This is a genomic window from Rhodococcus sp. P14 (genome assembly GCF_000256505.1).
GTDB lineage: Bacteria > Actinomycetota > Actinomycetes > Mycobacteriales > Mycobacteriaceae > Rhodococcus > Rhodococcus ruber.
This window is the reverse complement of the sequence record NZ_AJFC01000271.1, coordinates 1-13,549: the sequence shown is the minus strand read 5'-3', so window position 1 is coordinate 13,549 and position 13,549 is coordinate 1. Positions and strand designations below refer to the sequence as shown.

The window sequence follows — 13,549 nt, the reverse complement described above, 5'->3', positions numbered from 1 at the left end:
GTTGAGTTCTCAAAGAACACGCACACACCGTCGCTTCGCGCTCTCGCGTTCGGCTCCGGGGCAACCGTTCTATCCTAACACTCCGAGTTCACCTACGCAATCAGCGTCTGCGATCATCGTGTCGGCCGTTCGGTCGGTCAGGACACAACCAACTTCCGTACCTCTCGGTCCGGGTCGGTGTCCGTGTCGCTCGAACGACGACAAAGTTACGCCACCGCTAACGGGCCGTCAAACCAGCAGGTCAGCGGCCCGTCAGCGGGTGAGGGCGTTCTCGTCAGCCGCGCTCGATGCGGACGCCGGCGAAGTTGCGCTTGCCTCTCCGCAGCACGAGCCAGCGACCGTGCAGAAGATCCGCACTCGACGGGACCCAGTCCTCGGACGCGACGCGCTGGTTGTTCACGGAGGCGCCCCCTTCCTTGATCGTGCGCCGGGCCGCGCCCTTGCTCTCGCACAGACCTGTTGCGACGAGCAGGTCGACGATCGTGTCGGGTTGCCCGTCGTGCACCTCGGCGACGGAAGCCTCTGCCAGGGCGGCGGAAAGGGTCGCCTCGTCCAGCTCCGAAAGCTCGCCTCGCCCGAACAACGCCCGACTCGCCAGTTCGACCGCGCGAGTGTTCGCCTCTCCGTGAACGAGAGTCGTCATCTCGGCCGCGAGCCGACGCTGCGCTTCACGGGCGTGCGGCCGCTCGGCCGTCGCCGTCTCGAGTTCGGCGAGCTCCTCCTGATCCAGGAAGGTGAACCACCGCAGGTACTTCACGACGTCGGCATCCGCGGCGTTGACGAAGTACTGGTACCAGGCATAGGGGGTGGTCATCTGCGGATCGAGCCACAGGCTTCCGCCGCCGGTGGACTTTCCGAATTTCTTTCCGTCGGCGGAGGTGACGAGCGGGACCGTGAGCGCATGCACTGCCGCGGCGTCCGTCCGCCGGTTGAGCTCGACGCCCGCGATGATGTTGCCCCACTGGTCCGATCCACCCACCTGCAGGGTGCACCCGTGCTGACGACGCAACTGCACGTAGTCGTTGGCCTGGAGCAGCATGTAGCTGAATTCGGTGTACGAGATGCCGTCGCCCTCGAGCCGGCGTCTGACGGTGTCGCGCGCGAGCATGACGTTGACGGAGAAGTGCTTGCCGACATCGCGGAGGAAGTCGACGACGCTGAGGGAGGAGGTCCAGTCGGCGTTGTTCACGACGATCGCGCTGGTCGGGGAATCGTCGAAGTCGACGAACCGCTCGAGCTGCCCACGGATGCGTTCGGCCCACTCGGCGACCGTGTCCGCCGAGTTCATGGTCCGCTCCCCCACCTCGCGCGGGTCGCCGATCATGCCGGTGGCGCCGCCGGCCAGCACGATCGGCCGGTGGCCCGCCCGCTGAAAGCGCTTGAGTGCGAGCAACGGCACGAGGTGACCCGCGTGCAGACTGGGGCCGGTCGGGTCGAATCCGGCATAGAGCGTGACCGGGCCCGCGTCGAGGTCGCGGCGGAGTGTGTCGAGGTCGGTCGATTGGGCGATCAGCCCGCGCCAGGTCAGTTCGTCGAGGATGTGCTCAGTCACTGCTCGATCATCCCATCCGGCGCGGAGCGGCCGGCGCGCGCGGGCTGCGCCGGTAGGCCGACACGCCCACCGCCCCCGGAATCCACAGCCGCCACGGCCGCTCGGCCGCGACGCTGATACCCACGCGGGGTCCCGCCGCGACCCGCTCGGCGTCCCCCAGGGTGAGCCTCACCGAGGCGCCTTCGTCGAGCACGTCGATCCCGTTGTCCGCGAGCGTCAGCCCCAGAGCCTCGGCCAGGTTGCCGGGTCCGCGGGCGAGGTTCGACGCCGGAGTCCCGGCCGTTCGCCGGGCACGAACGGTCTCCTCCCCCGCAACGACTTCCGCGCCTCGCAGCAGCACGGCGGCAGCCACTCCGTCGGCTCCGACCGAGATGTTGGCGCAGTGGTGCAGCCCGTAGCTGCGGTAGACGTAGAGATGGCCCGCGGGGCCGAACATCACCGCGTTCCGAGGCGTACGTCCCCGGTAGGAATGCGCCGCCGGATCGGGCCAGGGACCGTCCTCGGGGCCCCCGTAGGCCTCCACCTCCGTGATCCGCAGCACCACCTCGCCCGCACACAGCGTGGCACCGAGGATCGTGTGGGCCGCCTTCAGCGGATCGACCGCGGTGAGCCGCTCGAACGCCACGGTCAGTCCGTCACCGGGTCCTCGGTCCAACCGGCCACCCCGCGCGCGACATAGTCCTCGTGTTCGGCGTCGGTCACGTCTCGGGCCTCGTCGACGAGGAGGACGGGGATGCCGTTCTCGATCGGATACGCCCGGCGCAACCGCGGGTTGTAGAGGACCGAATCGTCGACGAGGAGCAGCGGCCCCTTGTCCTGCGGGCAGGCCAGGATGCTCAGCAGCGTGGGATCGACAGCCACGGTTGTCCTCTCGACGGTGGTGTGGGGGCCGGACGGGCCCACGCTACCGTGCGCCCGGCGCCGGACCAGCGCCGACGCCGGCAAATCTCACTGCAACCGCTTTGGTGAACCGCTTGTAGGTGCCGGTATCGGGATCGGCGAACCACGACCGCACCGTCGGCTTCGGCAGGCCTCGTGCCGGCAGATCGCCGGACACGGGCCGGAATGTGGGCCCGAGGTCGATGTGCGGGACGACATGGACGAGATCGGGTCGTTCCGAGGCGGGGACTGCGTCGAGTGCCGCGGTGATCTCCGCGGCGCTCGGCGCGCGGTTCTCGCGGAGGGTGCAGGCGGCCACGGCGATTTCGGTGCCGGCGGTGCGCACACCGTAGACGACGCAGAGATCGACCTTCGGGATACTGCCGAGCGCGTCCGCCACCGGCTGCCCGTATACCGGCCCGTGCGGGGTACGGATGACACTGTGCTTGCTGTCGAGCAGCCAGTAGTCACCGTCCTGGTCTCGACGGAAGAGGTTCTCGGTGGGCACCCATACGTCACCGACTTCGAACACACCTCGCATGACACCGGGCAGTGCTTCGGTGGAGGCACTGGGCCGCCCGAGCAGGAGTCCGACCTCGCCGTCCGCGCTTTCGCGGACGAAGCCCCGCGGATCCTCGACCAGGCGCCCGGTCGTGGGATCCCATGCGGCAAGGCGAGCCTCGGCGCTGCCGGGCAGGGGCCGTCCCTTGCACCCGATCTTGGCACCCGAGACGTTGGCCAGGACGACCTCGCCGTCGGTGGAGGCATAGAACTCGAGCACCTGTGCGGGAGCAAAACGTTCGAGGGTCCGCCGCCACAGTCCGGTGGTCATGCCCGAGCCGATGAAGAGGCGGACGGGATGGATCTCGTCGATGTGCAGCGCGGGGCTGTCGAGGATGTCCCTCATCATCGCCCAGGTGTAGGTGACGACGGTGACGCCGTAACGGTGAACTTCCTCGCTGAAGCGTGCGGGATCGAGACCGTGGGACAGGGCTATCCGGCAGCCTCCCGCGAGTGCGCCGCCGAAGCTGACCAGCAGACCGGACGAATGATAAAGCGGGGCAAGGCAATAGACCGTGTCACCGCGGCCGAGCGCGGCGGCGGTGGCGGTCCCGAAGGCGGAGAGCGCCCATCGGTGGTTGGAGATCTGACGCATCTCCAGGGTGTCACCACTCCCGGTGAACAGGAGAAAGGCAAGTTCCCGCGCGACACCGGGATCGGGGGCGTACCAGCCGGGGAGTTCGATCGTGGTGATGTCGAGGTGCTCGAGATCGACGACGTCTGCACCGGGCGGGATGTCGAGTTCGCGAATGCTGCCCCCGCCGAGGACCAGGGCCGGGATCCCCGTGGCGAGCGCCCGATCGAGGTTCTCGGGGTCGGTGATGATCTTCTGGACACCACCCGATCGGATCGCCTCGTCGAGGTCGGGGCCGGGTGGGAGCAGGACCGACACCGCTCCGATCCGGGAGACGGCCGTGACCGCGGCCATCGCGCTGGGGCGGGTGTCCATCAGGATGCCGACGTGGGCGGCGGGACGCACACCGGAGTGCACCAGTCCGCGCACCACGTTGTCGATCCGGCGATTGACTTCGGCGAAGGTGTAGACGCGGTCTTCGTAGATGAAGCACTCGCGGTGCGGTCCCTTGCGGCACTGCTCGGTGAGGACACCGGCAAGGGAGATGCGGGTACGGGGCTGGATCTGTCCGAGCCGGGCCAGTCGTGGCAGGGCGCGGGCCGCTTCCCCCGACAGTTCCCGCGCGCCGCGCACCGTCTCGGAGGCCAGGTCGGCGATGCCCTTGCCGACCTCTACGCCGACCTCCGCGATGGTGGCGACGGTGTGGGTGAGCCGGGTCGCGACGGACACCCCGGTTTCCCCTTCCGCGTGGAGTTCGGGGATCGCCATCCGGCCGACGCCGACCGGTCGGTCGCCGTGCCCTTCGCGCCACTGCACCCATTCGCCGACGGCGGGCCAGGTCTGCCGGGCCGCAGTGCCACCCACGACGAGTCCGAAATGCCCTGCGCGTAGCGAATATTCGAAAACCTGGGCCCGGGGGGCGGCCTTGCGGATGCCGCGCACCGCAAGGGGCTGGCCGATGTCGTCCACCTCGCCGACGAACGCGAGGATCGGACAGGTTATCTCGGCCAGGCTCACAGCACGGTCGTTGATGACGAATCCGCCACTGACCATGCGGTTGTGCACGATGAACTGGCGGAGCAGTTCGGCCACCGCGGGACCGGACCAGGCCACCCACCCCTCGGTGTCGAGGAAGCGACGCTGGGGTTCGCGCGGCAGGAGGGCTTCCCGGTCGTGCAGTTGCATGAGGAACTCGATGCGCGACCGCACCGTCTTGACAGGATCGAGGAACTGGAAACCGGTCTTGGCCATCCAACCGGTGATGGCGAGACGGTTGAAGACGTGGTCGGCGAGGAAGTCGGCAGCCCGGACCGCGACGCCCTCCGGGATTCCGAACGGCAACGCGGCCAGGGTGTCCACCGGGCTGCCGAAGGTGATCAGGCTCGCGACGTGCCGACTGCGGCGGTAGGCAGCGGCCTGATAGCAGAACATCCCGCCCTGCGAGTAGCCGGCGAGGTGGATGTCACGACCGGTGTAGTCGTGCACGTGATCGACGATCTCGTCGAGGGCGATGATGTGATCGGTGAGGGTGCGGTCCCACCCGCCTTCCTCCCGGTCCGGGGAACCGAAGTCGACCACCCAGGGGTCGAGGCCCATCGAGTGCAGGATGCCGACCGCTCCCGTCTCACGGGTGACGTCGTACACGTCCGCCGACATCATCATCGGGGGAACCATCACCACCGGAGCACCGGTCTCGGCGGCGTCGGATTCCGGATAGTAATGCCGCAGCCTGTACATGCCGGTCCGCTCGACGACCTGGAACGGGGACGGGGTCGCCCCCGTTTCCAAGCCGCCGTGACGGATCACCTCGAGGCCGTTCTGCGCGGTCGCCACCACACGTCGCAGGGGCCCCATCACCGATCCACCGCCCAGTGCCACGAACCTCTTCCCATCCGCCGAGTTCTGCGTGTGTCGACCCTGTCAGGAATGACAGCCTGCCACATTACGTCGACCCGATGGCCCCGTTCACCGAGCAGGCCGGTCAGCCGCGCACCCAGTCCCGCAGCGCGCGGGCGGCGGCACGGACACCGTCGAGCTGTTCACCGACCCGCACGCCCGCGGTGCCGCCGCGGGCGTTGCGCGAGGCGATCGAGCCCTCCACGGTGAGGACCTCACGTACCTGCGGGGTCAGTGCGGCATCGACGGCGGCCAGTTCGTCGTCGGTCAGTTCCTCGAGTCCGACTCCCCGCGCCTCCGCCGCCCGCACGCAGGCGCCGGCCGCTTCGTGCGCGATCCGGAACGGCACTCCCTGGCGCACCATCCACTCGGCGATGTCGGTGGCGAGGGTGAACCCGGCGGGTGCCAACTCGGCCATGCGATCGGTGTGGAAGGTCAGGGTGGACACGAGACCGGTGATCGCCGGCAGGAGGAGCTCGAGCTGCGCGACCGAGTCGAACACCGGCTCCTTGTCCTCCTGCAGGTCCCGGTTGTACGCCAGCGGCTGGGCCTTGAGCGTGGCGAGCAGGCCGGTGAGATTGCCGATGAGGCGGCCGGCCTTGCCCCGGGTCAGTTCGGAGACGTCCGGGTTCTTCTTCTGCGGCATGATCGACGAGCCGGTTGACCACTCGTCGGCGAGGGTGATGTAGCCGAACTCCGGCGTGCTCCACAGGATGACCTCTTCCGCCATGCGGGAGAGGTCGACCGCGATCATTGCGAACACGAACGCGGCCTCGGCGGCGAAATCCCGCGAGGAGGTGGCGTCGATCGAGTTCTCGGCAGCGGAGTCGAAGTTCAGCTCGGCCGCGATCGCGTCGGGGTCCAAGCCGAGGGAGGAGCCCGCCAGCGCCCCGGAGCCGTACGGGGAGACCGCGGCACGCGCATCGAAGTCCCGCAGCCGCTGTACGTCGCGCAGCAGCGGATGGGCGTGGGCGAGCAGGTGGTGCGCGAGCAGTACCGGCTGTGCCGCCTGCAGGTGGGTCTTGCCCGGCATCACGGCCGTGGGATGGGCGGCGGCCTGGTCGGCGAGGGCGTCGACGACGGCGAGGACCCCGTCGGCGATGCGTCGCGCCGCGTCGCGCAGCCACATCCGGAACAGCGTGGCGACCTGGTCGTTGCGGGAGCGGCCGGCGCGCAGCCGGCCTCCGACCTCGGGTCCGACCCGCTCGATGAGCCCACGTTCGAGAGCGCCGTGGACGTCCTCGTCGGACTCGGCGGGGGTGAACGCACCGGAGGCGACGTCGGTGGCGAGCCTGTCGAGACCGTCGAGCATGGCGGTCAGGTCGGCATCGCTGAGCAGTCCGGCCTTGTGCAGCACCCGTGCGTGTGCCTTGGAAGCTCGGACGTCGTAGGGGGCGAGTGCCCAGTCGAAGTGGGTGGATTTGCTCAGCGCCGCCATGGCGGCGGCCGGTCCGGATGCGAACCGGCCGCCCCACAGGGCGCCTTCGTTGGTGCCGTGAGCGGTCATCGCTACAGGCCCAGATCCCGCTTCGCGGCGACCTTGGAGGACAGGCCGTGGATCTGGACGAAGCCCTTGGCGTTGGACTGGTCGAAGGTATCGCCCTCGTCGTAGGTGGCGAGGTTGAAGTCGTACAGCGATTCGGCGCTGCGGCGACCGTTGACGGCGATATGGCCGCCGTGCAGGACGAGCCGGATGTCGCCGGAGACGTGCTCCTGGGTGTTCTGGACGAACGAGTCGAGCGCGTACTTCAGCGGCGAGAACCAGAGGCCGTCGTAGACCAGCTCACTCCAGCGCTCCTCCACGCGACGCTTGTACCGTCCCAGTTCGCGTTCGAGCGTGACGTGTTCGAGTTCCTGGTGGGCGTGGATGAGGGTGAGCGCGCCGGGGGCTTCGTAGATTTCGCGGCTCTTGATGCCGACGAGCCGGTCCTCGACCATGTCGAGACGGCCGACGCCCTGGGCGCCGGCGCGGCGGTTCAGTTCCTGGATGGCCTCGAGCACGGTGACCGACCGGCCGTCGATCGCGGTGGGCACACCCTTGTCGAAGGTGATGATCAGCTCGTCGGGGGCCTGCCAGTTGAGGCTGGGGTCCTCGGTGTAGTCGTAGACGTCCTTGGTGGGGGCGTTCCACAGGTCCTCGAGGAAGCCGGTCTCGACGGCCCGGCCCCACACGTTCTGGTCGATCGAGAACGGGGACTTCTTGGTGACGTTGATCGGCAGGTTGTGCTCGCCGGCGAAGGCGATGGCCTTCTCACGGGTCCACGCGTAGTCGCGGACGGGTGCGATGACCTCGAGATCGGGGGCGAGGGCGCCGAATCCGACCTCGAACCGGACCTGGTCGTTGCCCTTGCCGGTGCACCCGTGCGAGACGACGGTGCCGCCGTGCTCGCGGGCCGCCTCGACGATGTGCTTGACGATCAGCGGGCGGCTGATCGCGGAGACCAGCGGGTAACGGTCCATGTAGAGGGCATTGGCCTGCACGGTCGGCAGGCAGTACTCCTCCGCGAACTCGTCCTTGGCGTCGACGACGACGGATTCGACCGCGCCGCAGTCGAGGGCGCGCTGGCGCACGACCTCCATGTCCTCGCCGCCCTGGCCGAGATCGATGGCGACGGCGACGACCTCCTTGCCGGTCTCCTTGCCGATCCAGCTGATGGCGACGGAGGTGTCCAGCCCGCCCGAGTAGGCGAGTACGACGCGATCGGCCATTGTGTTTGTGCTCCTTCTTGATTGAACGTGCGTCTATCGGTGCTCGGTGCGCGATCGGATCAGGCCAGGGATTCGATCTTCGCGGCGAGGTCGGCTCCGGTGAGGGGCTCACGCGCGATCACCGCGATGGTGTCGTCGCCGGCGATGGTGCCGACCACTTCGGGTAATGATGCCCGATCGAGTGCGCTGGCCAGATAGTGCGCTGCTCCTGGTGGGGTGCGGAGCACCGCGATGTTGCCGCTCGAGTCGGTGGAGACCAGCAGTTCGCCGAGGAGGCGGGAGAGTCGGTCGGTGCCTCCGGAGACGCCTCGGACGGGGCTCCCGTCCTCGGGGACGACGTACACCCCGGGTCCGCCGTCGGCGCCGCGGAGTTTGACCGCACCGAGCTCCTCGAGGTCGCGGGAGAGGGTGGCGTTGGAGACCTCGATGCCTTCGGCGGCGAGCAGCGCGGCGAGTTCCGGTTGGCTGCGGATCGCACGGGTGGCGACGAGCGCGGTGATCCGGGCCTGCCGGGCCGCGCGGGTCGGGGCCGCGGCGGCGCCGGCGCCGCTCGACGGTTCGGCCACGCTGCTCACGGCTACCGTTCGCGCTGCTCGAGCAGCCATACGAGCAACGCCTTCTGGGCGTGGAGGCGATTTTCGGCCTCGTCCCACACCACCGACTGCGGTCCGTCGAGGACCTCGTCGGTGACCTCGTCACCGCGGTGGGCCGGCAGGCAGTGCAGCACGACGGCCTTCGGGTCGGCGAGCGCGAGCAGCTCGGCGTTGACCTGGTACGGACGGAAGGGACCGACGCGGTCGAGTCCGTCGTTCTCCTGGCCCATGGAGGTCCAGGTGTCGGTGACGAGGGCGTCGGCACCGGTGGCGGCGGCGCGCGCGTCCTCGGTGAGGGTGATCTGCGCGCCGGTGTCGGCGGCGCGGGCGCGGGCCGCTGCCACGACGGCGGGATCCGGAGCGAAACCGGCGGGGGCGGCGATCGTGACGTCGATGCCGGCGGTGACGCCGCCGAGCATGAGCGAGTGCGCCATGTTGTTGGCGCCGTCACCGAGGTAGGTCAGTTTCAGTCCCTGCAGCTCCCCCTTGTGCTCGCGCAGGGTGAGCAGGTCCGCGAGGACCTGGCAGGGGTGGTACTCGTCGGACAGGGCATTGACGAGGGGCACGGTGGCGCCTTCGGCCATCGCCTGGAGCCGGTCCTGGCCGAAGGTGCGCCAGACGACGGCGTCGACGTAGCGGGACAGGACGCGGCCGGTGTCCTGCAGGGTTTCTTCCCGTCCGAGCTGGGTGGTGCGGCCGTCGACGACGACGGCGTGGCCGCCGAGCTGGGCGATTCCCATCTCGAAGGAGAAGCGGGTGCGGGTCGAGTTCTTCTCGAAGATGACGCCGACGCCGCGCGGGCCCTCGAGCGGGCGGGCCGAGAACGGCGCCTTCTTCAGGGCCGCGGCGAGGTCGAGAACCTCGCGCTGTTGTGCGGGCGTGAGGTCGTCGTCCTTCAGGAAGTGCTTCACCATGGGTCTAGTTTCCTTCCTGCCGGGCGGCGTCGAGCACGCAGGGCAGTGTCGCGACGAATCCGTCGGCCTGTTCCTGGGTGAGGATCAGCGGTGGGGCGAGGCGGATGACGTCGGGGGCGGCGGCGTTGACGAGATAGCCGGCGTCCCGGGCTGCCGCTTCGACGGCGGGGGCCCGGGTGTCGGTGAGGACGATGCCGAGCAGCAGGCCGGCGCCGCGGACGTGGTCGACGAGGGGGTGGTCGAGTGCCTCGATGCCGGTGGCGATGGACTTGCCGACGGCGTCGACGTGGGCGAGCAGGTCCTGTTCGTCGATGGTGCGCAGGACGGCGAGCGCGGCGGCGGCGCACACCGGGTTGCCGCCGAAGGTGGTGCCGTGCTTGCCGGGCTGGAAGAACTCGGCGGCCGGACCGGTGGCGAGGACGGCACCGATGGGCAGGCCACCGCCGAGACCCTTGGCGAGGGTCATGACATCGGGCACGATTCCGGCGGTCTGGTGGGCGAAGAACGTCCCGGTGCGGGCGATGCCGGTCTGCACCTCGTCGAGAACGAGCAGTGCCCCACGTTCTGCGGTGATCCGGCGGGCCTGGACGAGGTAGCCCTCGGGGGGCACGACCACGCCGGATTCGCCCATGATCGGTTCGAGGAACACGGCGGCGGTGTTCTCGTCGACGGCGGCGTCGAGGGCCTCGGCGTCGCCGTAGGGGACGAATTCGACGCCGGGGGGCATGGGTTCGAACGGGGCGCGCTTGTCCGGCTGGCCCGTGAGGGCCAGGGCCCCCATGGTGCGGCCGTGGAAGGCCTTCTCCGCGGCGATGATCTTGGGGCGTCCGGTGAGCCGGGCGAGCTTGAACGCGGCTTCGTTGGCTTCGGTGCCGGAGTTGCAGAAGAACGCCCGGCCCGGGTGCCCGAAGTGCGCGAGGAGGCGTTCGGCGAGTTCGACGACGGGTCCGCTGGCGTAGAGGTTGGACACGTGACCGAGCGTGTCGAGTTGCGCGGTGACGGCGTCGCGGATGGCGGGATGGCGGTGGCCGAGGGCGTTGACGGCGATGCCGCCGAGCAGGTCGAGGTACTGCTTGCCGTCGGCGTCGGTGACGACGGCACCGTCGCCGGCGACGAGGGCGACCTTGGGGACGCCGTAGTTGTTCATCAGCGACCCGGCCCAGCGCTGCTGGAGTTCGGAGGTGCCGGTCATGGGGTGCCTTCCTGGGTGGGCGCGGTCGCCCGGGGGTGGGTGGGAGTGACCATCGTGCCGATGCCTTCCTCGGTGAGGAGTTCGAGCAGCACCGAGTGCGGCTGGCGGCCGTCGATGACGTGGGCGGTGGGCACGCCACCGCGGACGGCTCGCAGGCAGGCTTCCATCTTGGGGACCATGCCGGCGTCGAGGGACGGCAGCAGCTCGGCCAGGGCGTCGACGTCGATGCTGGTGGCGAGGGAACTGCGGTCGGGCCAGTCGGTGTAGAGGCCCTCGACGTCGGTGAGGACGACGAGTTTCTCCGCGCCGAGCGCCTCGGCGAGCGCGGCGGCGGCGGTGTCGGCATTGATGTTGTGGACCACGCCGTCGGCGTCGGGGGCGATGGTGGAGACGACGGGGATGCGACCGGCCGCGACGAGGTCGTGGACGGCGGCGGGGTCCACGGAGGTGACGTCGCCGACGAGACCGATGTCGGTGTCCTCGCCGTCGACGACGACCGTGCGGCGGGTGGCGGTGAACAGGTGGGCGTCCTCGCCGGAGATCCCGACGGCGTACGGGCCGTGGGCGTTGATCAGGCCGACGAGTTCGCGGCCGACCTGGCCGAACAGCACCATGCGGACGACGTCCATCACCTCGGGGGTGGTGACGCGGAAACCACCGCGGAACTCCCCTGCCATGCCCAGTCGCTTCAGCATGGCGTTGATCTGCGGTCCGCCGCCGTGGACGACGACGGGATGGACGCCGACGGTGCGCAGGAATGCCATGTCGGCGGCGAAGGCGCGCTTGAGCCGGTCGTCGATCATGGCGTTGCCGCCGTACTTGACCACGACGGTCTTGTCCCGGAATTTCTGCAGCCACGGCAGCGCCTCGGCGAGGACGTACGCCTTCTGGTGGGCGGTGAGCTGCGCGATGGGATCGGTGGTCGTCTCGGTTCCGGTCATGACGAGTAGGCCGAGTTCTCTTCGACGTATCCGTGGGAGAGGTCGGTGGTGCGGATGGTCACCTCGGCGTCACCGACGCCGAGGTCGATGTCGAGGGCGATGTCGGGGCCGGACAGGTCGACCTCTCGGGCGCCGGGAGCGCCCACGCCGTCGAGGCACACCGGGGATCCGTTGAACGTGACGGAGATGCGATCGGGGTCGAGCGCGATGGGAGCGATGCCGATGGCGGCGAGCACACGCCCCCAGTTGGGGTCGGAACCGAACAGGGCGGTCTTGACGAGGTTGTCGCGTGCGACGGTCCGGGCGCCCACGAGGGCGTCCTGCTCGGTAGCAGCGCCGCGGACGGTGACGGTGACCCGTTTGGTGACGCCCTCGGCGTCGGCCATCATCTGCCCGGCGAGGTCGTCGCACACGGCGAGGACGGCGGCGTCGAGCTGCTCCTGGCTGGGGGCGATGCCGCTGGCTCCGGACGCGAGCAGCAGCACGGTGTCGTTGGTGGAGGTCGACCCGTCGACGTCGAGACGGTCGAACGTGAGCCGGGTGGCGGCGCGCAGGGCACGGTCGAGCTGCTCGGCGGTGGCCACCGCGTCGGTGGTGAGCACGCACAGCATCGTGGCCAGGGCGGGGGCGAGCATGCCTGCGCCCTTGGCCATGCCGCCGACGTTCCACTTGTCGGCGTGGTGCAGGGCGGCCTGTTTGGGCACGGTGTCGGTGGTCATGATGGCGTAGGCGGCATCGGTGCCGCCGGAGATCCCGCCGGCGAGTTCGTGGACGATCTCCGCGACACCGGCGAGCACCTTGTCCATCGGCAGTCGGTCGCCGATGAGGCCGGTCGAACACACCGCGACTTCGCCGGCACCGGTCTCGGTGCCCCAGTTGCTGAGCGTTTCGGCCACCTTCTCCGCGGTGGCGTGGGTGTCCTGGAAGCCGCCCGGTCCGGTGCAGGCGTTGGCGCCGCCGGAATTGAGGATCACGGCGCGCAGCGCGCCGGACGTCAGGACCTGCTGCGACCACAGCACGGGCGCGGCCTTGATCTTGTTGGTGGTGAAGACGCCGGCTGCGGTCAGCTCCGGGCCCTCGTTGAAGACCAGCGCGAGGTCCGGGTTGCCGGAGGCCTTGATGCCGGCGGGGATACCGGCGGCGCGGAACCCGGCCGGCGACGTGACGCCCTGGGTGCGGATCAGGCGGCCGCCGGCGACCTCGACCGCGTCGGCGTAGACGTGCTCGTCGGTGGACTGTCTGTCGATGCTCACGGGGCGACTCCCACGGTGGACAGGCCGGCGGTCTCGGGCAGGCCGAGCGCCAGGTTCATGGACTGCACCGCCGCGCCGGCGGTGCCCTTGGTCAGGTTGTCGAGCGCGGCGACGACGACGAGGACGCCGGCGTCGGGGTCGACGGTGACGGCGAGCTGCACGGCGTTGGAGCCGAGTACCGCGCCGGTGCTGGGCAGCGTCCCTTCGGGCAGTACCTGCACGAACGGCTCGTCGGCGTAGGCCTTCTCGTACACGGCCCGGGCCTCGTCGGCGGTGGCGGTGGTGGGGGCGGTGCAGGTGGCGAGGATGCCCCGCGGCATCGGCGCCAGCACGGGGGTGAAGGAGACGGACACTGCGGCGTCGGTCAGGGTGGCGAGGTTCTGCTTGATCTCGGGGGTGTGCCGGTGTGCTCCGCCGACGGCGTAGGCCCGGACCGAGCCCATGACCTCGGAGCCGAGGAGGTCGGCTCGGAGGGACCTGCCGGC

General features: G+C 69.8%; 12 protein-coding genes. All 12 read right to left on the bottom strand.

What is annotated here, in order from left to right; translation table 11 throughout:
• Positions 1 to 274 precede the first annotated feature (274 nt).
• A complete protein-coding gene (gene tyrS, locus OEY_RS0118945) occupies positions 275 to 1,552 on the bottom strand; it encodes a tyrosine--tRNA ligase (RefSeq protein WP_010595388.1) in 1,278 nt (425 codons plus the stop codon).
• Between the two features lie 7 nt (positions 1,553 to 1,559).
• Positions 1,560 to 2,177 (bottom strand): DNA-3-methyladenine glycosylase, encoded by a 618-nt coding sequence (locus OEY_RS0118940; protein ID WP_010595387.1) that lies wholly within the window; start codon positions 2,175 to 2,177, stop codon positions 1,560 to 1,562.
• Between the two features lie 2 nt (positions 2,178 to 2,179).
• Positions 2,180 to 2,413: a Trm112 family protein gene (locus OEY_RS0118935; RefSeq protein ID WP_010595386.1), complete on the bottom strand. Its 234-nt coding sequence runs from the start codon at positions 2,411 to 2,413 to the stop codon at positions 2,180 to 2,182.
• A gap of 43 nt (positions 2,414 to 2,456) precedes the next feature.
• Positions 2,457 to 5,420 (bottom strand): AMP-binding protein, encoded by a 2,964-nt coding sequence (locus OEY_RS0118930; protein ID WP_010595385.1) that lies wholly within the window; start codon positions 5,418 to 5,420, stop codon positions 2,457 to 2,459.
• A 127-nt stretch (positions 5,421 to 5,547) separates the two neighbouring features.
• Positions 5,548 to 6,969 carry an argininosuccinate lyase gene (gene argH, locus OEY_RS0118925; protein WP_010595384.1) on the bottom strand — a complete coding sequence of 474 codons (1,422 nt, stop codon included), beginning with the start codon at positions 6,967 to 6,969 and terminating at the stop codon, positions 5,548 to 5,550.
• 2 nt (positions 6,970 to 6,971) lie between these two features.
• Positions 6,972 to 8,171 (bottom strand): argininosuccinate synthase, encoded by a 1,200-nt coding sequence (locus OEY_RS0118920; RefSeq protein WP_010595383.1) that lies wholly within the window; start codon positions 8,169 to 8,171, stop codon positions 6,972 to 6,974.
• Between the two features lie 59 nt (positions 8,172 to 8,230).
• Positions 8,231 to 8,776 (bottom strand): arginine repressor, encoded by a 546-nt coding sequence (locus tag OEY_RS0118915; RefSeq protein ID WP_172603638.1) that lies wholly within the window; start codon positions 8,774 to 8,776, stop codon positions 8,231 to 8,233.
• Positions 8,749 to 9,678 carry an ornithine carbamoyltransferase gene (argF, locus tag OEY_RS0118910; RefSeq protein WP_010595381.1) on the bottom strand — a complete coding sequence of 310 codons (930 nt, stop codon included), beginning with the start codon at positions 9,676 to 9,678 and terminating at the stop codon, positions 8,749 to 8,751. The genes OEY_RS0118915 and argF overlap by 28 nt, the downstream gene beginning before the upstream one ends.
• Positions 9,679 to 9,682: 4 nt before the next feature.
• Positions 9,683 to 10,870 carry an acetylornithine transaminase gene (locus tag OEY_RS0118905; RefSeq protein ID WP_010595380.1) on the bottom strand — a complete coding sequence of 396 codons (1,188 nt, stop codon included), beginning with the start codon at positions 10,868 to 10,870 and terminating at the stop codon, positions 9,683 to 9,685.
• Complete coding sequence (gene argB / locus OEY_RS0118900) at positions 10,867 to 11,811, bottom strand: acetylglutamate kinase (protein ID WP_010595379.1); 945 nt, start codon at positions 11,809 to 11,811, stop codon at positions 10,867 to 10,869. The genes OEY_RS0118905 and argB overlap by 4 nt, the downstream gene beginning before the upstream one ends.
• Positions 11,808 to 13,064 (bottom strand): bifunctional glutamate N-acetyltransferase/amino-acid acetyltransferase ArgJ, encoded by a 1,257-nt coding sequence (gene argJ / locus OEY_RS0118895; protein ID WP_010595378.1) that lies wholly within the window; start codon positions 13,062 to 13,064, stop codon positions 11,808 to 11,810. Before argJ ends, argB begins: the two co-directional genes overlap by 4 nt.
• Positions 13,061 to 13,549, bottom strand: a 489-nt coding sequence (locus OEY_RS0118890; RefSeq protein ID WP_010595377.1) for an Asd/ArgC dimerization domain-containing protein, incomplete at its 5' end; no start/stop codon positions are given. The genes OEY_RS0118890 and argJ, both read right to left, overlap by 4 nt.